This is a genomic window from Nocardia sp. NBC_01388, from assembly GCF_045040085.1.
Lineage (GTDB): Bacteria > Actinomycetota > Actinomycetes > Mycobacteriales > Mycobacteriaceae > Nocardia.
The window spans coordinates 7,775,392-7,801,488 of record NZ_CP109553.1 but is presented as its reverse complement, the minus strand read 5'-3'; the positions used below and the strand labels follow the sequence as shown (position 1 = coordinate 7,801,488).

General features: G+C 67.5%; 23 protein-coding genes. 6 read left to right on the top strand and 17 right to left on the bottom strand.

What is annotated here, in order from left to right:
• Window positions 1-89: 89 nt before the first annotated feature.
• Window positions 90-557, bottom strand: coding sequence for a carboxymuconolactone decarboxylase family protein (locus OG716_RS36920; RefSeq protein ID WP_405134889.1), 468 nt, complete (start codon window positions 555-557; stop codon window positions 90-92).
• Between the two features lie 243 nt (window positions 558-800).
• Between OG716_RS36920 and OG716_RS36915 the strand changes: the two genes are divergently transcribed.
• Window positions 801-2,756: a GMC family oxidoreductase gene (locus tag OG716_RS36915; protein WP_405134888.1), complete on the top strand. Its 1,956-nt coding sequence runs from the start codon at window positions 801-803 to the stop codon at window positions 2,754-2,756.
• Window positions 2,757-2,759: 3 nt separating this feature from the next.
• On the opposite strand, the gene OG716_RS36910 is transcribed toward OG716_RS36915, so the two are convergent.
• The 9 genes from OG716_RS36910 to typA all read right to left on the bottom strand — a co-directional run bounded on the left by OG716_RS36910 (window position 2,760) and on the right by typA (window position 13,066).
• Complete coding sequence (locus tag OG716_RS36910; RefSeq protein ID WP_405134887.1) at window positions 2,760-3,134, bottom strand: DUF742 domain-containing protein; 375 nt, start codon at window positions 3,132-3,134, stop codon at window positions 2,760-2,762.
• The gene (locus OG716_RS36905) at window positions 3,131-3,547 is read right to left on the bottom strand and encodes a roadblock/LC7 domain-containing protein (RefSeq protein ID WP_405134886.1); all 417 of its coding nucleotides are present in this window, start codon (window positions 3,545-3,547) and stop codon (window positions 3,131-3,133) included. The genes OG716_RS36910 and OG716_RS36905 overlap by 4 nt, the downstream gene beginning before the upstream one ends.
• Window positions 3,544-5,979 (bottom strand): nitrate- and nitrite sensing domain-containing protein, encoded by a 2,436-nt coding sequence (locus tag OG716_RS36900; protein WP_405134885.1) that lies wholly within the window; start codon window positions 5,977-5,979, stop codon window positions 3,544-3,546. Before OG716_RS36900 ends, OG716_RS36905 begins: the two co-directional genes overlap by 4 nt.
• 149 nt (window positions 5,980-6,128) lie before the next feature.
• Entirely contained in the window at window positions 6,129-7,427 is a 1,299-nt protein-coding gene (locus OG716_RS36895) for an FAD-binding oxidoreductase (protein ID WP_405134884.1), read from the bottom strand.
• A 131-nt stretch (window positions 7,428-7,558) separates the two neighbouring features.
• Window positions 7,559-8,074, bottom strand: coding sequence for a hypothetical protein (locus OG716_RS36890; protein ID WP_405134883.1), 516 nt, complete (start codon window positions 8,072-8,074; stop codon window positions 7,559-7,561).
• A complete protein-coding gene (locus OG716_RS36885) occupies window positions 8,071-8,229 on the bottom strand; it encodes a hypothetical protein (RefSeq protein WP_327141978.1) in 159 nt (52 codons plus the stop codon). Before OG716_RS36885 ends, OG716_RS36890 begins: the two co-directional genes overlap by 4 nt.
• Before the next feature lie 5 nt (window positions 8,230-8,234).
• On the bottom strand, window positions 8,235-9,158 hold the full coding sequence (mshB, locus tag OG716_RS36880) for an N-acetyl-1-D-myo-inositol-2-amino-2-deoxy-alpha-D-glucopyranoside deacetylase (RefSeq protein WP_405134882.1): 924 nt from the start codon (window positions 9,156-9,158) through the stop codon (window positions 8,235-8,237).
• Window positions 9,155-10,873 carry an ABC transporter family substrate-binding protein gene (locus tag OG716_RS36875; RefSeq protein ID WP_405140179.1) on the bottom strand — a complete coding sequence of 573 codons (1,719 nt, stop codon included), beginning with the start codon at window positions 10,871-10,873 and terminating at the stop codon, window positions 9,155-9,157. Before OG716_RS36875 ends, mshB begins: the two co-directional genes overlap by 4 nt.
• 297 nt (window positions 10,874-11,170) lie before the next feature.
• Entirely contained in the window at window positions 11,171-13,066 is a 1,896-nt protein-coding gene (gene typA, locus OG716_RS36870; protein ID WP_355119222.1) for a translational GTPase TypA, read from the bottom strand.
• A gap of 150 nt (window positions 13,067-13,216) precedes the next feature.
• Here typA and OG716_RS36865 point away from each other — a divergent pair, with 150 nt between their 5' ends.
• Window positions 13,217-13,393, top strand: a complete 177-nt coding sequence (locus OG716_RS36865; RefSeq protein WP_327141981.1) for a hypothetical protein — start codon at window positions 13,217-13,219, stop codon at window positions 13,391-13,393.
• Between the two features lie 40 nt (window positions 13,394-13,433).
• A complete protein-coding gene (locus tag OG716_RS36860; protein ID WP_405134881.1) occupies window positions 13,434-13,727 on the top strand; it encodes a 4a-hydroxytetrahydrobiopterin dehydratase in 294 nt (97 codons plus the stop codon).
• On the opposite strand, the gene OG716_RS36855 is transcribed toward OG716_RS36860, so the two are convergent.
• On the bottom strand, window positions 13,669-14,919 hold the full coding sequence (locus OG716_RS36855; RefSeq protein WP_405140177.1) for a mannosyltransferase: 1,251 nt from the start codon (window positions 14,917-14,919) through the stop codon (window positions 13,669-13,671). The genes OG716_RS36860 and OG716_RS36855 overlap by 59 nt on opposite strands.
• Before the next feature lie 302 nt (window positions 14,920-15,221).
• Between OG716_RS36855 and OG716_RS36850 the strand changes: the two genes are divergently transcribed.
• The gene (locus OG716_RS36850; RefSeq protein WP_327141984.1) at window positions 15,222-15,980 is read left to right on the top strand and encodes a hypothetical protein; all 759 of its coding nucleotides are present in this window, start codon (window positions 15,222-15,224) and stop codon (window positions 15,978-15,980) included.
• Window positions 15,981-16,078: 98 nt separating this feature from the next.
• Entirely contained in the window at window positions 16,079-16,444 is a 366-nt protein-coding gene (locus OG716_RS36845; RefSeq protein ID WP_355119228.1) for a hypothetical protein, read from the top strand.
• 64 nt (window positions 16,445-16,508) lie between these two features.
• Here the strand turns inward: OG716_RS36845 and OG716_RS36840 are convergent, their stop codons facing one another.
• The 4 genes from OG716_RS36840 to OG716_RS36825 all read right to left on the bottom strand — a co-directional run bounded on the left by OG716_RS36840 (window position 16,509) and on the right by OG716_RS36825 (window position 23,919).
• A complete protein-coding gene (locus OG716_RS36840) occupies window positions 16,509-17,234 on the bottom strand; it encodes a DUF1906 domain-containing protein (RefSeq protein ID WP_405134880.1) in 726 nt (241 codons plus the stop codon).
• A gap of 287 nt (window positions 17,235-17,521) precedes the next feature.
• The gene (locus OG716_RS36835) at window positions 17,522-18,733 is read right to left on the bottom strand and encodes a hypothetical protein (protein ID WP_405134879.1); all 1,212 of its coding nucleotides are present in this window, start codon (window positions 18,731-18,733) and stop codon (window positions 17,522-17,524) included.
• 160 nt (window positions 18,734-18,893) lie between these two features.
• Window positions 18,894-19,532, bottom strand: a complete 639-nt coding sequence (locus OG716_RS36830) for a CHAP domain-containing protein (protein ID WP_405134878.1) — start codon at window positions 19,530-19,532, stop codon at window positions 18,894-18,896.
• A gap of 208 nt (window positions 19,533-19,740) precedes the next feature.
• Window positions 19,741-23,919 (bottom strand): BTAD domain-containing putative transcriptional regulator, encoded by a 4,179-nt coding sequence (locus OG716_RS36825; RefSeq protein ID WP_405134877.1) that lies wholly within the window; start codon window positions 23,917-23,919, stop codon window positions 19,741-19,743.
• A 148-nt stretch (window positions 23,920-24,067) separates the two neighbouring features.
• Here OG716_RS36825 and OG716_RS36820 point away from each other — a divergent pair, with 148 nt between their 5' ends.
• The gene (locus OG716_RS36820) at window positions 24,068-24,547 is read left to right on the top strand and encodes a hypothetical protein (RefSeq protein ID WP_405134876.1); all 480 of its coding nucleotides are present in this window, start codon (window positions 24,068-24,070) and stop codon (window positions 24,545-24,547) included.
• Window positions 24,548-24,554: 7 nt separating this feature from the next.
• Here the strand turns inward: OG716_RS36820 and OG716_RS36815 are convergent, their stop codons facing one another.
• Both OG716_RS36815 and OG716_RS36810 read right to left on the bottom strand, forming a co-directional pair.
• Window positions 24,555-25,076: a hypothetical protein gene (locus tag OG716_RS36815; protein ID WP_405134875.1), complete on the bottom strand. Its 522-nt coding sequence runs from the start codon at window positions 25,074-25,076 to the stop codon at window positions 24,555-24,557.
• A 139-nt stretch (window positions 25,077-25,215) separates the two neighbouring features.
• Window positions 25,216-25,890 carry a GNAT family N-acetyltransferase gene (locus tag OG716_RS36810; RefSeq protein WP_405134874.1) on the bottom strand — a complete coding sequence of 225 codons (675 nt, stop codon included), beginning with the start codon at window positions 25,888-25,890 and terminating at the stop codon, window positions 25,216-25,218.
• Window positions 25,891-26,097 lie beyond the last annotated feature (207 nt).

Genomic DNA, 26,097 nt, shown 5'->3' with positions numbered 1-26,097 from the left:
ACGCGCAGAACACGAACGAAGCCCGGCATAGGATCGAATGATCCACTGCCGGGCCTTGATTCGCGCTAGGGGTGCTTCGGTTCAGCCGTTCACCACTGGCCGGGGACGTAGTCGCCGCCGGCCATCCCCGCGATCACATTGAGACGGTTCCAGGCATTGATAGTCGCGATGAGGGAGATGAGCGCGCCGATCTGGTCGTCGTCGTAGGACTTGCGGACCTGCGCCCAGGTGTCCGCGCTGATGCCGCGGCTGTTGTCGGCCAGCCGGGTGCCCTCCTCGGTCAGCGCCAGGGCGGCGCGCTCGGCCTCGTTGAAGACATTGGATTCCTGCCAGGCGGCGATCAGGGCCAGACGCACCGGGGTCTCACCGGCGTGAACGGCATCCTTGGTGTGCATATCCAGGCACATCCCGCACCCGTTGATCTGGGACGCGCGGATCTTCACCAGCTCCTGGGTGGCTTTGTCCAGCGGGGATTCGTCGATGACCCGGGCGGCGGTCACCAGGCGCTTGTTGAACTTGGCGGCGATCTCGTTCTCGTACAGGGCGAAGCGGGTCATGGTCTGCTCTTTTCTGGTTCGTTGTGTGGCTACAACAGGTCGACGGCGCAGCCTGCCGAGGTGTGACATCGGCAGTAATGTGGGCGTGGTCACACCTGCGCGCGAGGCCCGCAAGCTCCGCACGATGTAACTGCCAATTCACCTGCGAACCAGAGACTTTGACCAGCTGGCAGCGCTCAAAAGTAAGCGCACATTCCGGTGCTGTGGTAGAAATCACCGAGAATTACGAAGGGTGGATTCGTCATGGAACCAACAGCCGGACAGCGGGCCGCGCTGGGCCTGATCTGCGATACGTTCCTGCCCGGAGACGGGCTGACACTCCCCGCGGCGACGGAGCTCGGGGCGGTCGACACCATCTTCCGGATCCTGGGCCGCAATCCCCGCGAGGCGGAGCAGAAGCAGCTCGCCACCCTGCTCGGACTGTGGGACTCACGGCTGACGGGACTGCTCACCGGCCATGGCCTGCGGCGCTTCTCGACCCTGACCCAGGAGCAGCGGGAGGCGGCACTGCTGCGCCTCGGCGACTCCCGGCTGGCACCGGTCCGCGCCGTCTTCCAGGCACTCAAGGGTGCGTCACTGCTCGCCTACAACGTCACCCCGGGCCCGACCGGCACCAACCCGCTGTGGAAGGAAATCGGCTACCCGGCCCCGGCCGGCCCCCTGCAGACCGCACCGCAGCCCGCCCTCGCTCCCCTGCGCTTCACCGAAACCACCACGCTCACTTGCGATGTCGTTGTCATCGGTTCCGGCGCGGGCGGCGGTGCGGCGGCGGCGGTGCTCGCCGCGGCCGGGCTCGACGTGATCGTGCTGGAGCGCGGAAACTATTACGACGACCGGGATTTCGGCGGCGGTGAGCTCGATGCCCTGACCGGTCTCTACGCACCCGGCCCCGCGGGCTCGGCCGAAGGCCAGATCACCCTGGTCGCGGGCAGCTGCCTGGGCGGCGGCACGGTCGTCAACTGGAGCACCTCGCTGCCCACCCCCGACAGCGTCCGCCAGGAATGGGCGGAGCTGGGCGCGAAACAGTTCGCCGAGGACGAATTCGGCGATGCGCTGGCGGTGGTGCAGCAGCGGCTGGGAGTCAACAGCAACCACTCGCCGCTGTCGGCGCGGGACGGCGTGCTGGAGCGCGGCGCACAGGCGCTCGGCTGGGAAATCGATACCCTGCCCCGCAATGTCACCGACGCCTGTGATGCCGGAATCGAATGCGGCCGTTGCGGTTACGGCTGCCGACTGGGCGCCAAGCAGTCCGTCACCAAGACCTGGCTCGCCGATGCCGCCGCCGCGGGCGCCCGCCTGGTGATCGATGCCGATGCGCGCCGGATCGATGTGAAAAACGGTCGCGCCGAGACGGTTTCGGCACACACCGCGGGCGGCGCCGAGATCACCGTGCGGGCCCGTGCGGTGGTGGTGGCGGCCGGCGCCATCCAGACGCCCGCGCTGCTGAAGCGTTCCGGGTTGCGCAACAAGAACATCGGCCGCCATCTGCGCCTGCATCCGGCCGCGGCGGTCTTCGGCGTCTTCGACGAGGAGATCCGGCCGTGGGAGGGCGGGCTGCAGACCCGCATCAGCCGGCACCACGCCGATCTGGACGGTAAGGGCTACGGCGTCATCTACGAGACCGGGCCGATCCATCCGGGCCTGGGCACCGGTTTCATGAACTGGCGCGGCGCGGCCGATCATCGAAATACCATGCTGGACTTCGCACGCTCGGATGCCATCGGCATCATCACCCGGGACCGCGATTCGGGCACCGTATCGGTGGACGGCGACGGCGAACCCATCGTGAAATACCGGCTCTCGGACTACGACGCCGCCCACCTGCACACCGGAATCACCGGCGCCGCATCGATTCTCGAAGCCGCGGGCGCACGCCGCATCTTCTCCGGACATCAGGCCGGGGTGTCCTACGAGCCGGGTGTGCGCGGCTCGCACGCCGAATTCGACGCCGCCTGCAAGCGCGCCGGTTACGGTCCGGGGCAGTGCGCGATGGGCGCACTGCACATTATGGGCTCGGCCCGCATGGGCGGCTCCCCGGAGCTCTCGGCCACCAATCCCGACGGTGTCACCTGGGATATCGCGAATATCGTTGTCGCCGACGGCTCCAGCTTCCCGACCGCGCCCGGTGTCAATCCGATGGTGTCCATCGAGGCCATCGCCTATATGAACGCCACACGACTGGCGGCACAGTTGATATAGCGATCAGAGCGATCTGATGCCCGCCAGTACCGCGTGCAGCAGTCCCATATCGGAGCTGTTGCCCGTGGGCACCGGCGGTGACCGGTACACCAGCCGCCCGTCGTCGATCAGATCACCGAGCAGCACCTTGGCCATGGTCACCGGCAGCCGCAGATGTGCCGCCACCTCGGCCACCGAAAGCGGTGTGCGGCACAGCCGGACGATGACGGTGTACTCGGGTTCGGTGCGCCGCAGCGCCATTCCCGGATACGCATCGGCCACCAGCGTGGTCAGATCCAGCTCCGGTCGTTCGACCCGGCCGCGGCCGCGGGTCACGGCGTAGAGGCGGACCAGCGGTCCGGCATCCTCCTCGTACCAGTGCTCTCGCGGCTCGTTCATGGCCGTTGCGGACTGCCCGCATGATTACGCGGGTCCACCGACAGGTGCGTGCCGACCCGCTGGACCGTCTGATTCATCCCGTAGGCCACCAGGCCCATATCGGCCGTCTCCGCGGCCAGCAGCGCCAGGCAGGCATTCTCCCCGGCCGCGGTGATGAACAGCACCGCCTGATCCAGTTCCACCACGGTCTGGCAGACCCCACCGGCCCGGAAGTGCTGACCGGCGCTGCGCGCGAGACTGTGCAGCGCCGAGGCCATGGCGCCGAAACGCTCGGCATCGGCACGCTCCTGGCCCTTCGAGAAACCGAGCAGCAGTCCGTCGGTGGACAGCAGCACCGCCGCCTGCGCGTCGGGCAGTCCGCTCACCAATTCATCGAGCAGCCAGCCGAGGTCGATTCGCTGGGAGGTGGTCATTGTGGTCCCTTCTCGGATTCCGGGCGCACCTGGCGGCCCTGCCGGGTGCCCTTCGCAATGGCGCTCATGAGATTGCGCGCTTCGTCGGGAGTGCGCTGGCGCGGCGGCGCGGAAACCGGGGGTGCGGACACCGGCGGCAGTGCATCCTCCTGCGGGCCGCCCGGACGGTTCCGGCGCGGCAGATGCGGCCGGTCGCCCAGCTCCTGCGGGAGCAGCGGTACCGGCGGCAGTGCGACCGGGGCGGGAATACCCACGAGTGTGGAAATCGTCGCCAGGCTCGGATCGGTGATCGGGCTGCTGGGCACCGGCGCCCGCAATGCCGGGAAGTGGTCCGAGCGCACGGCATTCGACCACGCGGGCGCCACCTCCAGCACGTTCGGACCGCCGCCGGGTATCTCGGCGCGCGGACCCGCGACCTCCATGAGCACGGACGGAATCAGCACCACCGCCCGCACGCCGCTGTACACGGACTCGGCCAAACGCACCGTAATACTGTGCCGCCCAGCAAGTTTCGCAACCACGAACAGTCCGAGCCGGGTATTGCCGGACAGCGTCGCCACGCTGAAGTCGGGCGGATTCGCCAGCACCGCATTGCGTTCGGCGTATTCGGCCTCCGTCATACCGAGACCCTGATCGATGACCTCGACGGCCAGACCCCGGCCGACCACCACCGCCGACACCGTAACATGCGATTCCGGCGGGGAACAGGCCGTCGCATTGTCCATGAGCTCGGCGAGCAGGTGAATCACATCGGCGACGGCATGGCTGGCAATGCGCACCTCGGGCAGCCGCCCGGTCTGAATCCTGGTGTAGTCCAGGCTTTCCGCCACCGCGCCCCGGACCAGATCGAGCAGCAGCACCGGATTACGCCAGCGGCGGCCGGGCTGCTCACCACCGAGAATGATCAGATTCTCGGCATTGCGGCGGGCCCGGGTCGCGAGATGGTCCAGCTGGAACAGCAATTCGAGCTGATCGGCGTTCTGCTCCTCGCGCTCGGCCCGGTCCAGCAGGGTCAGCTGCCGATGCACCACCACCTGGCTGCGATGCGCGATATCGAGGAATACCGCATTGCTGCCGGCCCGGGTCTTCGCCTCGGCGACCGCCGCCGACACCGCCGCGATATGGGCGCGGTTGAAGGCATTCGCCACATGGCCGAGCTCATCGGTGCCGAAGTCCAGCCGCGACACCTCGGCATTGATATCGACGTCCTCGCCCTCGCCCAGTTTGCGAATCAGCTCGGGCATGCGCTCATCGGCCAATTGCAGGGTGTCGCGGCGCAATCGGCGCATCCGCGCGATGAATCGGTTGGCAAGCAGCAGGGCCGCCACGAAAGCGATAGTCGCGATGAGCAATACCGCCGCACCGCCGAGCAGCGAATTGCGTGTGGCGTCGTCGCCCTGCTTGCGTGCGATGACGTGCGCGTCGCGGCTCTGGTCCTCCCACAGCTTCTGCAATGCCGCATTGATCTGCCCGGACGCCGTCTGCCATGCGGCCACACCGAGGGGCAGCGGGGTGGCGGCCTTCGGCGTCGTCCGGTCGTGGGGTTTCGCCGAACTGTCGGCAGTGCTGTCGGCGTCGGCATCGGTCACCGGGCCGCGCAAGATCAGCGCATCCTGCATCGAGGTGACCTGCTGCCACGCCGGATCACCGGTAATGGCGGTCAGCTGCGCGAGCCGCCTACCCTTCAGTACTGACGCGGAATAGGCCACCTCACTGCGGAATTCACCCACCCGATTGCTGAATTCGAGCAGCTGGGCCGCGGGCATCTCACCGGTCGTCAGGGCCACCGCGCCGATGGTGCCGGCCTGCGAGAGCGCCTCCGCCGCGCGCAATTGCTCGACGGCGTAGCCCAGCTCGATGCCGATCTTGGCCTCCGGCGCCACCCGGGCCGCCACCATGGAGGCGGCGACAATGGTGCCGATCACCTGCGTGAAGAACCCGAAGACCTGATCCGCCGGCATCTGCCGCGAATCGACGCCATTGCGCAGGACCGGCACCATCTCGAAGAGTTTCTGGAAGCCCGCGATTTCGGCGGCGGCGCCATCGGGATTGAGCGCGCGGGCCGCATCGCCCTTGGCGACCATTGCCGCCAGCGCCGCATCGGAGTGCTGACGCGCGCCGACCAGTGCCTGCACGGCGTCATCGTCACCGGCCAGCAGCAGCGCGGACAACCGCCGCTCCTCCTCCAGCGCCGACACCATGAGAATCGCCGGAGCCGTGGTGCTGCTGGCCAATTCGGCCCACTGCTTCGATTCCCGAGCGGATTTCACCAGATAGACGGCCGCGCCGCCGCCGATGGCCAGCAGCGTGACACTGGAGATGAGCACGATCCCCATCAGCCGGACCCGGACGCTCACCCAGCCGCGAACACCGCGCCCGCCCGAATCAGATGTCCTGCCCAGGGAATTGCGCAGGTTCCGCCAGCTGCCCACAGTGATACTTCCCGCTCCCGAACGCCGTGGCGCCCCACTTCATGCCACACCGCCGGAAATGAGCGATACGTCACGCTTCCTCGTCGAGAGAGTAACGGAAACATCCCGAATCGACTACAGGTTCAAATCATCTCGACAAACTGTTGACTTCACACGCCAAAGTTTGCGCGAATCACCGTGTGCGGGTCGCGCTCTCGCTTGACCGCCCGCAGCCGATCGACGGTTACCGCATCGAATGCCGAGGTGGCGGACTCCCCCGCGGCGAGGAACGTATAGGGCTTCGCGCCGCTCACGTGCGCCCCGAGCGCTTCGACCACCGCATCCTGCTTGGCGGACACCGCATCTCGCAACTGCGGAATGCCGAGGCCCAGCAGGTACAGCAGATACGGTTCGGCTACCGGCCCGCGCGCACCCGAACCCGGCCGGCTCAGCGCGCCGCCCAGATGCCGCACCTGAATATTGAGCAGCGGCGCAACCGGCTCGGCCAGAATCACTTTGAGCGTCGCCTCATCGAGGTCCGTGAGCAACTCGGCCCGGGAGACGGAGGGGCTGGGCGTGGTCGGCTCGGCGGAGATATCACCGAGGTTTCCCGTGGACATGGCGGCGCGGGTATCGGACGCGGCCCCACCCAGCCGGTCGATGACCGCCACCAGCTCACGGCCCTGCTCGGCGGCACCCAGGTAGGCGACATCGAGCGCCACCATTTCCGGTGCGTTCGGGAACTGGAAGCGGTGGAACCACACCGTCAGCTCGTCCGGAGCCTGAGAGGTCAACTCGCGGAACGCGTCCCAGACCTCCGGCAGGCGCTCGCCCGGCCACACCGCGCGACCGCCGTACAGCTGCGGCGCCGGGAACAGTTCGAATTCGAGTGCGGTCACCACCGCGACATCACCGCCACCGCCGCACAGCGCCCAGAACAGTTCCGGATCACTGCTCAGCGTGACCCGGGCCGGCTCGCCCGCGGCATCCACGATCTCGAAGGCGCGCACCGCATCCGAAGCCCAGCCGTATTTGCGGCCGAACCAGCCCAGACCGCCGCCCAGCGTGTAGCCCGTCACGCCCACCACCGGATTGCTGCCCGCCAGACCGGTCAGGCCGTGCTCAGCGGCCGCCGCCTGCACCTGCCCCCAGTTCGCGCCCGCGCCGACCCGGGCGAGCCGCTGCGCCGCATCGATCCGCACGGTATCGAGCCGCCCGGTGCGCAGCAGGATCGCGGTATCGATATCGCCGGTCGCGCCGTGCCCGGTCGGCTGGGTCGCGACGGCCAGTCCCGATGCCCGCGCGAACCGCACCACCGCGGCCACGTCATCGGCGTCGGCGGCCTCGACCACCACCGCCGCCCGCTGCGCGATCGCGATATTCCACGGGGTGACCGCCTGCTCGAAATCCGCGTCGCCGGGCGCCAGCACCCGGCCTCGGACCGCACTGCGCAATTGTTCGAAAGCCATGGTCGTTCCTCGTTCCTGATCAGCGTGCCGTCTCCGAGCGCTGCGGCGCACGGCCGGTTCAGCGCGATTCGACAGGCTGACGACGCAGGCCCGAAAAGTGTGACACCGGCCTACGACAGAAACGGCGACCGCTAGCGAGCGGCCGCGATCTCGTGCGCGTAGCGCGAGGTGGCCCGCCAGTACAGGTACAACCCCGCCGGCAGCAGCCCGCAGATGAGCAGCGCCATGGTCGGCCATTCGCTCATGAGCATGACGTCGCCGCCCGGACCGGAGCTGGCGCACACCAGGAAGCCGAGGGTCCACACGGTCAGCGGCATGATCATGACGGCGGTACGCGTACTCACCACGGACATGCCCGCCACCAGCAGCACATTCACCACCGCCGCCGCCAGCGCCGTCAGCGGCAGTGCGATGGCACCCGCGGTCGTACCGGTCGAGGCCAGCGGCGCGGCGGCCGCCAGCAGCGGCGCACTCTCGTGCACGGTCGCGTGCCCCGCGTAGAGCGGCAGGTAGAGCACCTCGAGCACCAGCGTGATCAAGGCATCGACAGTCAGGAACAGCGCGATGGCCGCGCCCACCCACCTATCGCTCGTGCGCAGTCCGACGCTCGCGTCATCACCGGTACGAGCGCTGACGGCGGCCGTCACGACACCGGCGGGAAGCCGAGCAGGGTCAGCAACTGGCTCTGCATATCGACGAAGCCGTACAGCACCGTCAGATACAGATCGTGCTGTGCCTGGAAATTGGGGCGCTGGCTCTCGACGAACGCCGCGATCGCATTCTGCAGATCCCAGTTGTACATGGAGGTCAGTGTCTCATCCCGGTCGACTGTGAAACATACGTGTCGGACAATCCGGCGAACAGGTCGTGCTCGCGGCCGTCCGCGCCGGGCTCACCGCGCCGGCCGCGGACCAGGATGTAGTGCTCCTCCGGGAGCACGGGCTGGGCGATATCGTTCGACAGCGCGAACTCGCGGCCGGACGGCGCCACCGTCACCTGGGTGGCGTGTGCGCGCAGGGCGGCCCGCTTGGCGGCCAGGGCATCCGCGATGTCCACCGTGGTGGTGACGGATTCGTGTGGCACACAAGCCAATTCGCCCTCGTGCGGCAATCGCCAGCCGGGCGGCAGCGCGCCCGGCAATTGATCGACGGTGCGGCGCTTCAGCGCTTCGGTATGCATGGCGAGGGTGGCACTGTCGGTGACGGTCCAGTAGACCTTCGGCACCTCCCACCCCAGCTCGACAGCGGAATCGACTGCGGCCATGGTGATTTCGTGCGCGCGAATATGGTCCGGATGGCCGTATCCGCCGCGCGGGTCGTACCCGACCACCACGCTCGGGCGCAGCCGAAGAATGACCTGGACCAGTGCCTGCACCGCCGCGTCGCCGGAGTTCACGAAGGCTCGGGGGTTGCTCGCCGAGGGCGTCCCGGCCATGCCGGAGTCCCGCCAGCGGCCCGCACCGCCCAGCAGTAGCGGCGGCGCCGCGTCCAATGCGACCAGAGCCCTGGTCAATTCGAGAATGCGATAGCCGCCGAGCTGATCGGCCTGATCGGCGACCAGTTGCGCCCACTGCTCCCCGATGACCTCACCCTCTTCGCCCAGGGTGCAGGTCACCACGGTGACCGGCACACCGCGCCGGCGATAGTGCGCGATGGTGCCGCCGGTGGTGATGGATTCGTCATCGGGATGGGCGTGCACCAGCAGCAGCCCTCCGGTTTCGGGCGCGGTCACGGCAGCCGGTGCCAGTTCGCGGCGTCGGCGAAGATGCCGATCTGGATGGCGCCGCTGAGCGAGGCCCCGTCCACACGCGGTCCGGCCGCCGCCACCTGGGTGTCCTGCACGATGGGCAGCACGGTCGCCAGATCCCACAGCTTCGCCTCCGAATCCCCGATCACCTTGCCGACATCGACACCGCGCAGGGCGGCGTCGATACCCGGCTGCAGCGTCGGATCACAGACACCGGACAGATTCGAGGGCGACTTCTTCGCCGCGTCCGCGACGGCGGTATCGCTGCCGGGGGCATCGGGCGCCACCACCGGCGGGCAGCCGTAGCGCGAGGCCAGCACGGTCGCCGGATCGGCGCCCGCCCGCTCCCAGCCCACAATGGCGTCCACGCCGGAATCGGTGTCGTCCTTGCCGTACAACTGCGCGGCCGGGATGCTGCGCACATTGACATCGATTCCGGCACTGCGCAATTGGTCGGCGGCGGTATTGGCGACCGCGAGCGTGGAATCGTCGCCCTCCACCGCGCCGATCCGAATCGTCAGCGTCTTACCGTTCTTGGCGATCGGACGCGGTTGCGGCGCAGGCGAAGTCGGCGACTGGGTGGCGGGAGTCTCGGGCGCGCGGCCGTATCCGGCTTCGTTCAGCAACCCGAACACCTCGTCGGTACTGAGCCGCGGCGGCGAGGTCGGCACATAACCGGGATCCGACGGCGCCAGCACCTGGGCGCGCACCGGCTCCACCCAACTGCCGGTCTGCGCGCCGACGGTGGCCAGCAGCACCGGATCCAGCAGGCCGAGCACGGCCCGCCGCACCCTGATATCGGCCAGATCCCCGACCCGGCCGTTGAGCACCAGCTGCATTTCCCGGGATTGCGCCATCACGGCGGTCCGCACCGACGGGATGGCCGCCAGCTGCGATTGCAGCGCGACCCCGCCGTGCACGAGCGCCATCTGCGCATCCCCGACCCGCAGCGATTCGGCCACCTGCGCGGGAGTTCCACCGCGCCGCAACAGAATCTGATCCGGCACCGCGGGCTTGCCCCAGTACCGGTCATTGCGCTCGAGCAGGATCTCCTCGCGACCGCGATCGGCCTGCTTGATGCGGAACTGCGCGCCGGACACCCGGATGGTGTCCATCAGGCCCTGCTCGAATCCGGAATCCTTGACCAGATGCTGCGGCAGCAGATCCGCGAACAGCTGCCGCCAGGCCGGGTACTCCTCGCGCATGGTCACGGTGACGGTCTTACCGCCCGCCGAGGAGCTGATATCCGAAATGAGCCGGTACCCAGCGGGATCCACCACACCGGGCTGCGTGATCATCTGCTGCCAGAGGTATTTGAAATCCTCCGCGGCAATGGGGGCGCCGTCGGACCAGGACGCCTCGTTCTTGATCTGATAGGTGATGGTGAACGGTTCCTGCGAGGTGACATCCGCGGACACCATGAGCGCCGGATCCAGCACCCAGTCGGTACCGCCCGGCACCGCCGGCGTGGGCGCCGGCCGGAAGGGGCTCGGCAGCACCATCGACGACACCGCGGCCGCCGCCGGCGACTGCTGCGAGCGCAGATGCGGATTGAACCCGATGCCGATGTCATCCACCGCCACCACCACGGAATTGCTCCCCGGCTTGGCAGGCTGCGTCTTCGGACTGTCGGTGCTCTCGATGGGCGGAGGCGGATTCGCCGTGCATCCGGTCGCGACCGCCAGCAGGGTCGCAACCATCACCAACACCGCCCGCAACGATGCTCGAACCCCGGGCCCCGTCTTCACGTTCGGCACTCTACTGGACCCACTTCTCTCCACCTGTCCACCGACCCCACTCGCGATTTCGTTCTACCCCAAGACGACCGACTCCCCCCGCTCCAAGTTCGCGGCCCGCCCCGGTCTGGACTGAGTGGAGCGGGGGAGCGAAGCGGAGGAGCGGAGGGAGGGAAGACCGGGGTAACAGGGCCGCGAACCCGCCGCAGCGAAGCGGAGGCCGAAAATACAGCACCCGCCGCAGCGAAGCGGAGGCAGATATTACTGTGCGCCGCGATCGCGAGCTTTCTTGCGAGACAGCTCGCGGCCACGCTCGGTGGCGCCCAGGACGACCTTGCGGACGCGGACGACCTCGGGGGTCACCTCGACACACTCGTCGTCGGTGCAGAACTCCATGGCCGCTTCCAGATCCAGGTGCAGCGGCTTGGCCAGGGTCTCGAACACATCAGCCGTGGCGGACCGCATATTGGTCAGCTTCTTCTCACGGGTGACATTGATGTCGAGATCCTCGGCGCGCGGGTTGATGCCCACGACCATGCCCTCGTAGGTGTCGGCGCCCGGCTCCACGAAGAACTGGCCGCGATCGGACAGCTGGATCATGGCGAACGGGGTGACCGAACCGGCGCGGTCGGACACCAGCGAACCGGTGTGGCGGGCGCGGATCTCGCCGGCCCACGGCGCGTAACCGTCGAACACGGCATTGGCGATACCGGTACCGCGGGTGTCGGTGAGGAAGTCGGTGCGGAAACCGATCAGGCCACGCGACGGCACGATGAACTCCATCCGCACCCAACCGGCGGAGTGGTTGCTCATCTGCACCATCTTGCCCTTGCGGGCGGCCAGCAGCTGCGTGACGGCGCCCAGGTACTCGTCCGGGCAGTCGACGGTCAGCTCTTCGAAGGGCTCGTGGATCTTGCCGTCGACGGTCTTGGTGACCACCTGCGGCTTGCCGACGGTCAGCTCGAAGCCTTCGCGGCGCATCTGCTCGACCAGGATGGCCAGCGCGAGCTCACCACGACCCTGCACCTCCCAGGCGTCCGGGCGGCCGATGTCGAGCACGCGCAGCGAGACATTGCCGACCAGTTCCTGGTCCAGGCGCGCCTTCACCTGACGGGCGGTGAGCTTGTGGCCCGACACTCTGCCGACCAGCGGCGAGGTATTGGTGCCGATGGTCACCGAGATGGCCGGCTCGTCAACGGTGATGCGCGGCAACGCAACCGGGTTGTCCACATCGGCGAGGGTGTCGCCGATCATGATGTCCGGGATGCCGGCGATGGCGACGATGTCACCGGCGATGGCCTCCTCGCCGGGCTTGCGCTCGACACCGATGGTCTGCAGCAGCTCGGTGATCTTGACGGTCTTGGTGCCCTCGGGGGTCATCCACGCCACGTTCGAACCCTTGCGCAGGGTGCCGCTGTAAATGCGGACCAGGCCGATACGACCGAGGAACGGGGAGGCGTCGAGGTTGGTCACGTGCGCCTGCAGCGCCGCGTCCTTATCGCCCTTGGGGGCGGGGACGTGCTTCATGAGCACGTCGAACAGCTCGTCGAGATTGTCCACGCCGGGGGCCTGGCCGTTCTCGGGGCGGGTGGTGGAGGCCTTGCCCTCACGACCGGAGGCGTAGACGACCGGCAGATCCAGCGCCAGCTCGGCGGCCTCGGAGGCTTCGTCGTCCAGATCGGAGGCCAGGTCCAGCAGCAGGTCGTGGCTCTCCTCGACGACCTCTTCGATACGGGCGTCGGGGCGGTCGGTCTTGTTGACCACCAGGATCACCGGCAGCGAGGCGGCGAGCGCCTTGCGCAGGACGAAGCGGGTCTGCGGCAGTGGGCCCTCGGACGCGTCCACCAGCAGCACAACACCGTCGACCATGGACAGACCGCGCTCGACCTCGCCACCGAAGTCGGCGTGGCCGGGGGTGTCGATCACATTGATGACAGTGAGCGAACCATCAGCGTTATGCCTGTGCACCGCGGTGTTCTTGGCGAGAATGGTGATGCCCTTCTCGCGCTCCAGATCACCGGAGTCCATCACCCGGTCGACCAGCTCGGCGCGTTCGGCAAACACGCCGGACTGACGCAGCATGGCGTCGACCAGTGTTGTCTTGCCGTGGTCGACGTGCGCCACAATGGCGACGTTACGGAACTCGACAGACGACACGTTAGATTCCTCCTGGTGCAAAGGGTTGGCCCGACCCGGCGGGTCATGCATGGGGAAACTCGAGATTCCACCGGGCATGCGGCGAGCTATACATTACCGTTCGCCGAAGTCACACGTTTAACCCGCCCGGCTTAGGTTAAGCTAACCAACATGGGCAAGGTGAAGGCGAAGGACGTTTCACGTCTGAAGCCGAAGAAGAAATGCTGCCGCAAGAAGACGCGGTGTGTGAAATGCCCTGTCGTCATCATGCGCATGAAGAAGCTCGAGGCCGCGGGATGCTGCGGCAAGGAGCTCAAGAAGGGTCTCAAAGCCGCCCGCGCGGCCTGAAACCCGAGCGCGGCAGCCGAACCGGGAGTACACCGGAACCATGACCCCCGCGCCGCTGTCCGAAGAAGAGATCACCAAGGCCCTCACCGATCTGCCCGGCTGGACCCGCACCGGGGACACCATCGCCCGCACGGTCGAGGCCGCCTCGTTCCTGGCCGGTATCGAACTGGTGCGCCGCGTCGCCGTCGCCGCCGAAGCCGCGAATCATCATCCGGATATCGACATCCGTTGGCGGCGAGTCACTTTCACGCTCTCCACCCATGACGCGAATAGCCTCACCGCGCTGGATGTGGCTCTTGCGCACGAGATCGATCGACTGCATCAGCAGGGCTGATGCGGCCCACCCGAATCACCCAGAGGTAGAAGACCAGCACACCGGCCGTGTACACCGTGCCGAGCCAGGACAGGATGCCCGGCCGGGAGATGGTCCAGATGGTGGGCTGGAAGAACATGAGCACCCACGGCACCCCGATCAGCGTGACGACCAACCAGTATCCGGCCAGGATGCGCGCGCCCGCGGCCGCGCGCAGCGGGCCGTAGCACAGCCACAGAATGGCCGGAATCAACCAGATCCAATGGTGTGACCAGGAAATCGGCGAGGCCAGCAGGCCGAAGAACTGCACGATGATGAGCGTGCCCAGGCGGTCACCGGAGCCCAGTGCACGCCAGGCCAGCACCGCGAGCACCGCGGTCACCAGCACGGCCGCGATCCACAGCGGCCCGGTCTGCACATCGTGACCGAGGATGCGGCTGAGCGTGCCGCGCAGCGATTGGTTCGACGCCGTGGCGACCGGGCCGATACGGGTGGCGTCGCCGAGCAGCTCAGCGAAGTACTTGCGGGTCTCGCCGGGCGTGATCAGAAAGGTCAGGCCGACGGTCCCGGCGAAAACGATCGCCGACCACACCGCCGTGAGCCAGCGCCGCTGCGTCAAGAAGTACAACCCGGTGATCGCGGGCGTCAGCTTCATCCCGGCCGCGACGCCGACCAGCGTTCCCGACACCCACCAGCGGGTACTGCGCACCGCGAGCATGGCGAGCAGCACCAGGAACACGTTGACCTGGCCGTAGTCGAGCGTGGTCCGCACCGGTTCCAGCCATAAGCCGACCGCCGTCCACGCGACCGCCGCCGTGCGCCAATGCTGTTCGCGCAGCGCCTCTTTCCCGAGGATCAATTCCAGCGCGATCCACACCACCCCGTACAGCGCCGCCATGGTCGCCAATAACCAGGCGAGGGCCACCAGCGTGAACGGCAGGAAGTGCAGCGGATAGAACACCAGCGCGGCGAACGGCGGATACGTGAAGGGCAGCGGGAAATCCGGGGTTTTGCTGGCATCGGTGTAGTCGTACAGATTGCCGCTGCCGAGGCCGGCCGACCCGTCCATATAGACATGCAGGTCGACGAAATTCATACCGTTCGGGAGCAGCAGCACCCAGGCCAGACGGGCCAGCACCGAAAGCACCAGTGCCGCTACGGCCAGGCGGAAGTGTCGATTCACGGCACAGACTTTCAGCTCGGGCGGCGGGATTTCCGGTCGGGCTTCACCGGTGGGCGTGCGGGCGACGACAAGAGTAGTCCCAGAAGGAAATGTGCCGGGAAACGCACACCCTCTGCTGTAACATTCGCATCACTGACCACACCAGTAACACGATTTCTGGTCGGACGTTCGATAGCGTTGCCGGATATAGGACAGCAAGATCACACCGTGGCTGTACAACCGGGCAGCACGGTCCCTAGAGTGGCGCGGAGCGATGTCTCCATCGCTGCTAGATGTACCCGAAGGTAAGGACGGCTACACCAGTGCTTCGCACCCGAGGATCGCGATTCGCAATGTCAGCGCTGGCCCTGGCGGCCTGCGCCACTGTTGCCGTGCCGAACACCGCGTTCGCCAAACCCGCACCGGCCCCGCAGCAGACCACCGCGACGATTCCGATGGTCCCGGAAGGGGTTTCGGTCGACGCACTGGCCTCGCTGATCCCGGCCATCATCGGAGCGGCCACCGGTCCGGCCGATATCGCGGCGCCCGGTCCGCAGACCGCAATCCTCGATCAGGCCAAGCAGATTCTGGCCGGTCTGAACCTGCCGCCGCAGATCAAGACCACGCTGAACTCGATCATCACCTTCCTCGACGGCAGTGGCGGTGGCGGCCCCGACCTGCCGAAGGACGGCCCGGTCATCGCCCAGTTCCTGTGGCCGACAATCGGTAAGGGCTGCATCGGCTCCGGCGCCGACTCGGTGGGCACCGCGCTCGCCGTGCCCGGACCGGCCACGCTGCCGCCGCCCGGACCCGCCGCCGGTCAGGCCGGATTCGTCTTCACCGCGCTGGGCACCAAGAGCCCCAGCGAGATTCAGAATCCGCCGATGACCGTGCAGTGGCTGAATCTGGACACCCGCCAGAGCGGCGTGCAGAACCTGACCGACGAGGCCAAGATCAATCCGGGCGGACCGGCCACACTGTCCGCCATCGTCAATACCGGTGCCGGTCGTGTTGTCGCCGTGGTCTCGGGCTCGCTGACCACCCAGGCCGATCCCGAGACCCAGCCGATCAGCTGCTCGTTCCTGCCGACGGTCGGATTCTTCACCGTCTGATTGCCGAGAATTCCGCCCCTGTTCCATTCCGCGAACCGCGGTCCGGAACAGGGGCGAAATCATTTCCAGGGGTGGATCAGTGTGGTAGACCGCTAGGTATGGCCGCTGTGAACGCTCCCCTGGGGAGTCTGAAATCGCGCCGATCGATCCTGTCGATTCGTTCGGAAGGATCGATCCTGTCCATTGGATCGGCGTATTCGATCCTGTCCATCGGCAGTGTGGGATCGGTGCTGTCGATCGGATCGGCGGGATCGTTCGGATCCCTGATCTCGTCCGCATCCTTCGGAAGTATCGGCTCGGCGTTCTCCGGATTGTCGCGCTGGTCGCTGTTCTCCTGGCAGGGCAACCGCCAGGCCTTTTCGCAGGGCGACGACGACGAAATCCGGGACCGGCACCTCACGCTGCGCGTGGTGCCGGACGAGCCGGATCTGCGCGACGATCCCACCTGCCACTGCCAGACCTAGATTCGCCCATCTACGACCGTGCCCCGCTGCCATCGGCAGCGGGGCACGAGTGTCCAGGGGTCGTCTACCACCACTGCCCGTATCGGGGTGCCAGCACCGCGTTCACGTCCACCCCGATGCCGCTGACCGAGCGCTTGTCGATCTCGAACTGGTGCAGGTGCGCATCGGGGTGCACGTAACCCTTGGGTGAGCCCCAATTGTGTTGCCAGAAGTAGGAACCCAGGCCCGCGCCACGGAGGGAGTCGATGGTCGGCGAGTTCGCGTACACACCGGTCCGCTCGTGTCCGATGACGGTTTCCCAGCCGCGCAGATACGGCTCGATGAGATTGTCGAAATCCTCATCGCTGGGGTTGTCGTCGATGGAGGCGTAGATCGGGGCGGTATCGGGACCACCCGCCGCCTTGTGCAGCACCAGCCCGCGGGTGGCGTGCTGGATTCCGGCCGCCAGGCCACCGCGCCAGTCGGCGGTGGGCCCCTTGCCGAACTGGTAGCAGGACACGACCGAGAGTCCGGCCGCGGACAGCGCGTCGACTTCGCGCGCCAGCAAAGGCTTTCCGGCCATCCACTCCGCGCCGGGCCGGCGATCGGAGACGTAGCGGATGACACCCATATGCCCGTCGGCGCTGATGGCGCCGGCATCGGGCACACCGCCCGCGTAATCGAGCAGGGTGCCGAGTTGTTGCCGGGCAGCGGCATTGGGGGCGGGCAGTGTCAATCCGGCGGAGATACCGGTGGCGATTGCCGCGCCCCCGAGTAGGAAAGCCCGGCGGTTGACATGGAGGGAACGCATCGCGGAACTCCTTTGCACACTCGCTGATCGAACATGCCGATGACGGTGCAAAACCGAAAAATTGCCCGTGACCGGTAGAACTATTGCGGCGTGCCCGGCGCACCTTCCCCGATGATCCGAAGATCATCTGCGCGCCGGGAGCCCTGAACGTGCCCTCATTCCACCATATTCACATGGGAATCTCCAGGCTCACAGGGCCCATAAGCACCAATAATCCCACAAGTCCTAAAACGGACTAACAGGATTTTCATCGATCAAGCCCCCGGGTCGATCGAACCCCGGGTCGATCAGACGCGAGTGCCGTCGAGACGCGCCGTCACATCGATGGTGCGACGGGAAACATCCGCCACCTCGGTGCGCACCACGGAAGCCACCTGGATCGCGATCTGTTTGCGAATACCCGCGAGCTTGCCGAGCGCGGCGGCCCGCAGCCCCTTCGCCTTGAACTCGAGCTCGATGTCCTCGGCGGCGGGCGGCGCGGCGTCGATAATGATCAGCAGCGGATCAGCGGCACGAGCGGTGAGGGCCACGGGCACCTGCACCTCGGCGCGATAGCGATTGGACTGCAGCACATCCACGGTGATGTCGAGACTCACCGGGATCATCAGATCGAAGGTCACCAGATCCTTGGTGTCGGCTCCGACCGGCTCCGGCTCCGAAACCTCTGCGAGACTGGGCAATTCGGCGATGACGGGCTCGGGTTTCGGGGCCGCGGCGAGATGCGTCGACGCCACGACCCTGGGTAGTCGCACCGTACCGCGCACGGTCACCTGCGCCTTGTTGCCCGGCCCGGTGCGCAGTGGGCCGACCTCGATGGGTTTGCCCGCCAGCGATTCGACCACCTCCCGCACCCGGTCGGCGGTCACGATGCGCTCGAAGAAGCGGTGCCCGAATTCGTCATAGCCGATCCATTCATGGGTCGGCCGCCCGTGATACGGCGATTTACTGCTGTTGAGGATGGCTTCCACATCGAAGGTGCGCCCGCGCTGCGAATCCGGATCATCGAGAATGCCGTTGATCCGATTGGCGACCTCGCGCTGCACCAGCTTGGCAATGGGATCGAGCAGCAGTTCCCAGGCCGCGCCGATGGCTTGCGCCCGCATGACGAAGCTGACATCGCGACTGGTGACCGGCGGAATATCGATGACTATGAGCAGCGGGTCGGCGGTGCGGGCATGCAGCTTCAGGTCGATGTCGACCACCGCCTCCAGGCGCAGCCGCTGCCCGCCGAGCGTGACGTCCACCCGGAGCTTCACCGGCAGGGCCACATCGAAGTGCACATGCGGACCGCGGCGAATAACGGTGGGTTTCCCGGCGCTGCCCTTGGCCACGAAGCGCGCCAGACCGGCGGGCCCGATGGAGAACGGGCCGATGGTGATACCGCGGCCGGCGATACCGGAAACCGCCGCTTCGATCCGGGATTCCGTTACCGCCGCCGCTACGAAACGTTCGCCGAATTCGGCGTAATCGATCCACATCGGCTCGTCGGACGGCGTCATCCAGCTACTTTCGTCGGGCGGGGATCCCTGCCCTGCCGATGAGGGGGCAGCAGGGCAGGGATCAATCGGCGACGCTGCCGGGCGCCGCCGACACCCATGGTAGGCGGAAGATCCAGCAAGTCCCACCCTCCCGCGCCAGCTTTTCAATAATGTGGAACTGCTATGTTCCCAATCTGCCGTATCCGACCACGCCGGGTACGTCGGCCGGGCGGAACCGATGAATGCTGATTCGGCCGAATTCATTGCCTCCCACCGTGGTCAGCGTGCCTGCGACAGCGGCGATCACAATATTCGTGTGCTGGCCGAACGCACTTCCGGGCGCGTACATCACCACATCACCCAGATGTGGCTGATATCCCGCCTCTTCGAAACGGTGCTGTTCGCGGTAGAACTGCTCCAGGGTGGCGACGCCCGGAATTCGCCAGGATCCGGAATTCGGATTCTCCAGCGGCTGCCCGGCATCCCGCATCACCCAGCTCACGAAATCCGCGCACCACGCCTCCTTGATGCCCTCGGAGTAGGTGGTGCCGTCGTGCTGCTGCCCGTATTCGCGCTTCGTCACATCCAGGACTCGCAGCTGGAAGTCATCGAGACCGGAGCGGTCGACGGCGGGGAAATCCTGCAGGCGCTTCCCGGCCAGCGCGCGGTCGTTCGAATATCCTTGCCACCAGCGGACTCCCACCACACCACCGGTCGCGAGCACCGCGAGCACCACGACCAGCACCAGCCAGCGCGCCCGCCCCCGGCCGGTACGACTCGCCTGTTCGCCCGGCAGCTCTTGTTCGTCGTGCAACGTCATGCGGATCCTCCCCAGCATCCCCGGCCGGTATTCGGCCACTATGTATTCGACGTCCCGCGATGATCGCCGGTTCCCGTCTACACAGGATCTCCACGAAATCCGCACCACCCCCATACGCGCACCGCCGGTGTGGGCTCCGATCGATCGCGCTGCGAGCCCACGACCCACCGAGCCGGACGACACTGCAATCAGCGGGCCCGGTTGCGGGTCAGTCGGAGGAAGGGTCGGGGACGCGGCAGGACTGGCTCAGCGAGACCTCGCGGACCTGCTGGGCGCGCACCGGAGCCCGGCTGGGGGCAGCGCGTTCGTCGAGCAGGGCGAGGTCCAGGGCGATGCGCTCACGCAGCCGGACCGCGGCGGTGCGGTGCGCGGCAGCGCGTTCCGGGTCGCCGAGGAATTCGGCCAGTTCGGCCAGCGTGAGATCCATCGGGCCCAGGACGGTGGCCCCGCTCTCCAGGCCGGCGATCGTGCCCGCGTACGGCAGCAACTGGTCGTACAGCTCGTGCGCCCAGTCCCGATCGGCGAGGCCGATGGCCAGGCGGGCCCGCACGGAGGTGAAGGTGGTCCAGAACTGCGGGGCGAGCGGCGGAGATTCGCGGAGCACACTCCGCGCCTGCTCCTCCTGGCCGGAGTGCAGCAGGGCGAGCGCGTAACCGTAGACGAACAGTTCGGGTTTGATCACCGCCCGCTCGCGCAGCTCGTCGACGAACTCGGACATGTCATTGCGAGCCCACGCCAGCGAGATGGCAATGCCGATATGCAGGGCATTGGGTTCACGCGAGGGTTCGGCCGCACCCTCGGCCGAATGCGCCACGATCTCATCGGCGGCCGCCGGCTCGACGGCGAGCATGAGCGCCACGCCTTCGGTATTGCCGCGCAACAGTTCCAGCACCATATCGAAGGGCGCGAGGGCGTCGAGCAGATGGCGGAGCTGGCCGTCGGTGGCGTATTCGCCCGCACTGCGGGCATGTTCGGCGGCGGCGACCAGGTCGGCGTCGGCGAGGGTGGCGCGGAAGAGCAGATAGTGTGCGAGCGCGCGGAACTCGGTGAGTTCGGCCTCGGTCGCAATGCGCAGCATGCGGGTCGCATGGCGTCTGAGATCGTCGGCGCGCAGAAAACCCTTGCGCGCGAAGGCCGCGAACGCCTGCGCGTTCAGCACCGTACAGAGCAGTTCCGGATCGGCACTGGGCGCGGCCAGCGCGCTGGCCGCCGCGGCGGCGGCACCGGTGGCCGCCAGATCGTCGAGCGCCCGGTCGAAAACCGTATTGACCTGGATCCGAACGCGCGTGGACACCGGCAGGCCCGGGTCCGCCAGCGCAGTGCGCAGCGGTTCCCGAAGACGCGGATCGGGGGTGTGCCAATCGTGCACCGACCAGATCAGCGGTGTCGGCCAGCAGGTCGCGGCACGCGCCAGAAACTCTGTGCCACCGAGTGATTCAGCAAGATCCAGCGCCTGCTCCCGGGCGGCGCGAGCAGCGATGTGCTGCCCGTCGTAGGCGAGCGCCGTCACCAGCTCACAGCGCGCCTCCAACAGCGCCACCCGATCGGCCCGAGCCGTCGCCGCGCCGTGTCCCGCCATATCGTGCAGCGCCAGCACCGAACGCCACCGGCGCACCGCATCCGCCCGCATCCGCCGCTCCACACACCGCCGCGCCGCGGCCCGCACGAATTCCAGTGCCCGCGCGGCAGTTTCGGCATTCGCCCCGAGCGACGCATGATGTGCCAGCGCATCGATATCAGCCACGGACGACGCCTGCGCGACAGCACGCGCGGCCGCCGACGCCGCATGAACAAGTGCATCGACGGCCGTACGACCGGCCGCCGAACGGGCATAAATAGCATTGCAGGACAGCGCAATTCGTGCGGCATCCCCCTCGCCCGCCCTCTCCAGCGCACCATTCAGCGCCTCGATGACACCGCCGCCCACCGACTCCGCGGCACCCGACTCCGCAGCCGATTCACCCACCGCACCCGCGAACGCCTCAACCACGTCCCCCGGCGAGAACCCCCGCTCACCGGATATCCCCGCAACATCAGCAAGAGCCTCGATCACATCCCCCGACAACGCCCCTCGATCCCCCACCACCTCCTGCGAATCAGCAAAAGCGTTGCCGGAGAACGACGCCGCGATCGCCGCCGATGCCGCTCCCGAATCGGTGAGACCGTCGATCGACCGCGCTCGCCTGCCGGGCAATGCCCGGGAATCGGCCTGCGGATCGTCCCCGTTGCCCGAAGGCGCCGCGATTGCCTTCGACACAGCCGCCGAATCCGCGCTGCGATCGATCGGCAGCGCTCGCCTGCCGGACAGCGCCCGGGAATCTGCCTGCGGATCGTCCCCGTTGCCCGAAGGTGCCGCGATTGCCTTCGACACAGCCGCCGAATCCGCGCTGCGATCGATCGGCAGCGCTCGTCTGCCGGACAGCGCCCGGGAATCGGCCTGCGGATCGTCCCCGTTGCCCGAAGGCGCTGCGATTGCCTTCGATACGGCTGCCGAGTGGGCGAGGGCGTCTATGGCGGTGACCGGGGGTGGGGTGGGGGTGCGGGAACAGAGGAGTTCGAAGGCGGCCCAGTGCATTCGGGCGCGGCGCAGGACGGGGATGTCGTAGTAGACGGTTTCGCGGACGAGGGCGTGGTCGAAGGCGATGCGGCCGCTGCGCTCGGTGCGCAGCAGGCGCGCCGATTCGGCGGCGGCGATCAGGTCGATGACGGTGTCGGCGGTGTGGCCGGCGGAGGCGGCGAGGGTATTGACGTCGCTGTGCTCACCCCAGATCGACATGTGCCGCAGCAGTTCGGTCACCTCATCCGGCAGCTGCGCGATGCGCCGGCCGAGCAGATCGCGCACGCTGTCCGGCAGACCGTCGGTGCTGCCCTGTCCGGCAACAAGTTTCGCGAGCTCGCGGACGAACAGCGGATTGCCGCCGGTGCGGCGGCGCAGCAGTTCCACGGTGCGATCGTCCAGGGTGGTGAGCCCGGCGGCGACCGCGGCCCGCCGCGTCCCGGCCAGATCGAGGCCGTCGAGTTCGATGCGATCGGCGGTGAACAGCGCCAGCGCCGCGGCGGTATCCCGCACTCCGGGACCGGCTTCGGTGCCGCGCATGGTGGCCACGATGAGAATGGGCCGGTCCCGCAACCAGTTCACCACCTGCCGCAGCACCTGCAGGGTGGCGGTATCCGCGCCGTGCACATCCTCGAGCACAATGGCCACCGGTCCGGTGGCCGCGCGTTCCCGGCAGGAGCGCACCACCCGCCGCGCCAGCGTGAAAGCATCGGCGGCGGTATAGCTTTCGGGATCGGCGGCATCGAGTCCGGTGAGCACCTCGGACCACGCCCAGGCGGGCGGTGCGCCCTCCACCTCGGGGCAGCGCCCGAAGACGGTGGTCCAGGACCGTCCGGCCAGCTGCGTGACAATGGTGGCGGCGAGCGTGGTCTTGCCCGCTCCGGCCTCACCGGAGAGCCAGACCAGCCGCACCCGTCCGGCGGCGGCCGAGTCGGCGGCGGCCAGCAGTCCGGCCCGCTGCTGGGCATATCCGCTGTCCCGCATCGGATCCTGCGGCAGCAGTGCCTCCGGTTCGGCCGTCCGCACCGTGATCGGCGGCGCCGGCGCATCGGTTTCCACCGAGTGCGTGAGGATGGCGGTCTCCAGATCACGCAGTCCCGGACCGGGATCCACGCCGAACTCCAGGGTGAGGAATTCGCGACTGTGCCGCACCGTGGCCAGCGCGTCCAGCGATTGTCCGAGCCGGTACTGCGCGAGCGCCAAGAGTCGCGCGCATTCCTCGCGGCCCGGAAACTCCTCGAAGATCGGCCGCAGCGCCAGGACCACTTCGGCGGGCCGGTTCATCTCCAGCGCGGCCTGCGCCCGCAGTTCGGCGGCGGTGAGCCGGAGTGCGCCCAGGCGGGCGGTTTCCTGTGCGGCCCAGGTCATTCCCGCGAAGGATTCGAAGGCGCTGCCGTGCCAGCAGCCCAGCGCCGCGTCCAGGACGCGGACCTGCTCCAGCGGATCGGGCCGCCCGGCCGGATCGCGCATGGCCGATTCATGCCCGTGCAGCAGCTGTTCGAAGTGCCACGAATCCACCTGCTCCGGTTCCAGATTCAGTGCGTAGCCGTGGGATTCGGAGACGATGACGCGCGACTGACCCCGCCGCGGCCGGTCGGGTTCGAAGACCCGGCGCAGATTGTGAATGTACACCTGCAGGGCGGCAACGGCTTTGGTCGGCGGATCGCCGCTCCAGAGATCATCGATGAGCCGGTCGGTGGGCACCACCCGCCCGCCCGCCGCGACCAGCCTGCCGAGCACCGCGCACTGCATGGGCGCCCCCGGTGGCACCCGCTGATCGTCGATGCTGATGTGCAATGGACCCAGCACACCGATTCGCGTGACCGCCATCGAGCCGAGCCACCCCCAATACCCACTACGAACAAAAACCAAACCGAGTGTCCAATATGGCAGAAATTCTGCGGTAACACCCAGTCTTGTGATCGGGCTTAACTCGATACGAAGTGGATCCGAAGAGTTGTACCGCACACTGCCTAGGGTGTCCGACCCCTCCCGGCTTCCGCCCGCCGATCTCGCGGTGCTGCACAGCCTCCCGTATCCGGCGTGCCTGCATGACGGCGCCTATGACGTGGTGGCCGCGAACAGTGCCTTCGATGCGATCTTCCCGGGCACCGGACCCGGCGCGAACCTGCTGACCGCCATCATGCTCGAACCCATGTCCCGCTACCGCCTCGGTGACTGGGAGGCGGAGGCGCAGATCATGGTCTCGACCTTCCGGACCATGGCTCCGGACCTGATCAGTCCGGAGCGACGTGAGGAGATTCTCAATCTGTGCCGGCGCGCACCGGAATGGGATCGGCTGTGGCAGAACGAGGCCGCCCCGGACGAACAGCGCGAGCGGACGCTGCTCATGCACGAGCCGGAGACGCGGGCCGAGATCCGGCTGCACGTGCAGACCTTCCACTTCCAGGCTCCGCGCCGGCCCTGGTCACTGCTGACCGTGGTGCCGTTCCACTGAGCCGGGCTCAGGCCTGCGCGGCCGGCTCTTCGAACCAGCCGTCCTCGGGTTCGGCGAACCCGTGATAGACGAGCGGAATGCGCCGATCCACCCCGAAATGCCGGTAGACGGCGAGCATGGCGGTGCGCACGGCCCGATCGTGGAAGTCGTCGATGCGCCGCACCCCGAGATCGTGTTCGGGTAGCAGCGCCAGCCGCAGCATTTCCGCGGGATCGTCGATATCCAGGCCCATCGGGGCGGGATCGGCGATGAAGTGATCGTGCAGTACCGCGCGCGCCCGGCCGGGATCGTGAATACCCGGCCCGAAGGCCCGGAATCGGGTGCGGACGGCGGGCGAGCAGTGCACCTGCAGCCAGTCCACGAGGACGGCATTGCGGCGGGGAATGCGGCCGGTGAGCGGCGTCTGCTCGAGCAGATGCAGCATGCTGCCGCCGTGGACGCGCGGATCGGGAACGAGGAACAGGGTGAGCGCGGGAGAACCGGACAGCCTGTCCGAGAGATAGACCTTGGTGGTCATGGGGTCGGGCATGCGCTTCTCCTTCGGGAAAAAGGGACCGCAACGCCGAGAAGTATAGTCGCCCAGAGTTAACCGGACCGGTCGGTTTAAGACAGGTCCGTTGTTTTTCCGGCCGGTGCCGACACCCGTCGGCACCGCCCGAAACGATCGATCAGGCGTCGATGAGCCGATTGCGCACAGGCAGTGCGCTGAACTGCCCCTCGATAGTGGCCCGGACAGTCGGCCACTCATCCTCCAGGATCGAGTAGAAGGCCGTACTGCGAACCTCACCGTCCAGCCCGCGCGAATGCGCCCGTCTGACCCCGTCGCTGGTGGCACCGAGTCTCTCGATTGCCAAGCGCGAGCGGTGATTTCGCACATCCGCCCGGAAGGTGATGCGCCGCACCCGCCAGGTCTCGAAGGCATGCTGCAGCAGCAGCATCTTGGACTCCAGATTGATGCCGGTGCCACGCGCCTCCGGCGACAACCAGGTATTGCCGATCTCGGCCGCGTCCGGCACTGCCATCAAGGCATCCCCCGGTGGCAATCCGTGCACCAGCGGCCACACCAGCGGCCCCTGCCAGTAGTCGAATCGGGTGAACCTGGTGGAGCCCAGTATCCGGCCACTGGCGACGGCGATGATGGCGAAGGCGAGCGAGGTTCCGGCGGCATGCCCGGATAGCGCTTGCGCCACATATTCCAGCGCCTCGTCCACCCCGTGTGGGACAGGCGTGAACGCGAAATCGTCACGGTTCCCCGCCGCTGCTTCCGATATACCCGAAGCATGGTGCGGCGCAAGGGGTTCCAGCCGTACCAGACGGCCGGTCAGAGAAAGGGGTACAGGCACGTTCCCTCGATCTTTCGGATACGGTCGGGGGCTCGCTCAGACAATGCCGCACCGGCCGTGTGCTCCGGAAACGACGAATCAGCCTAGGCGCGCCAGTAGCAGCATCGAACAGTGCGATGAACGATAGCGGAACACGGGCGCACAACAAGGCAGGCGGCGCGCAAATTTACTTCGCCGCCACGCGTGTCGCGCCTACGGGATGTCGTG

Coding starts and splice junctions, on each gene's coding strand:
- OG716_RS36920 (WP_405134889.1), bottom strand. CDS start 557: ATGACCCGCTTCGCCCTGTACGAGAACGAGATCGCCGCCAAGTTCAAC.
- OG716_RS36915 (WP_405134888.1), top strand. CDS start 801: ATGGAACCAACAGCCGGACAGCGGGCCGCGCTGGGCCTGATCTGCGAT.
- OG716_RS36910 (WP_405134887.1), bottom strand. CDS start 3,134: ATGAACGAGCCGCGAGAGCACTGGTACGAGGAGGATGCCGGACCGCTG.
- OG716_RS36905 (WP_405134886.1), bottom strand. CDS start 3,547: ATGACCACCTCCCAGCGAATCGACCTCGGCTGGCTGCTCGATGAATTG.
- OG716_RS36895 (WP_405134884.1), bottom strand. CDS start 7,427: ATGGCTTTCGAACAATTGCGCAGTGCGGTCCGAGGCCGGGTGCTGGCG.
- OG716_RS36885 (WP_327141978.1), bottom strand. CDS start 8,229: ATGTACAACTGGGATCTGCAGAATGCGATCGCGGCGTTCGTCGAGAGC.
- OG716_RS36875 (WP_405140179.1), bottom strand. CDS start 10,873: ATGGTTGCGACCCTGCTGGCGGTCGCGACCGGATGCACGGCGAATCCG.
- OG716_RS36865 (WP_327141981.1), top strand. CDS start 13,217: ATGGGCAAGGTGAAGGCGAAGGACGTTTCACGTCTGAAGCCGAAGAAG.
- OG716_RS36860 (WP_405134881.1), top strand. CDS start 13,434: ATGACCCCCGCGCCGCTGTCCGAAGAAGAGATCACCAAGGCCCTCACC.
- OG716_RS36850 (WP_327141984.1), top strand. CDS start 15,222: ATGTCAGCGCTGGCCCTGGCGGCCTGCGCCACTGTTGCCGTGCCGAAC.
- OG716_RS36845 (WP_355119228.1), top strand. CDS start 16,079: ATGGCCGCTGTGAACGCTCCCCTGGGGAGTCTGAAATCGCGCCGATCG.
- OG716_RS36840 (WP_405134880.1), bottom strand. CDS start 17,234: ATGCGTTCCCTCCATGTCAACCGCCGGGCTTTCCTACTCGGGGGCGCG.
- OG716_RS36835 (WP_405134879.1), bottom strand. CDS start 18,733: ATGACGCCGTCCGACGAGCCGATGTGGATCGATTACGCCGAATTCGGC.
- OG716_RS36830 (WP_405134878.1), bottom strand. CDS start 19,532: ATGACGTTGCACGACGAACAAGAGCTGCCGGGCGAACAGGCGAGTCGT.
- OG716_RS36825 (WP_405134877.1), bottom strand. CDS start 23,919: ATGGCGGTCACGCGAATCGGTGTGCTGGGTCCATTGCACATCAGCATC.
- OG716_RS36815 (WP_405134875.1), bottom strand. CDS start 25,076: ATGCCCGACCCCATGACCACCAAGGTCTATCTCTCGGACAGGCTGTCC.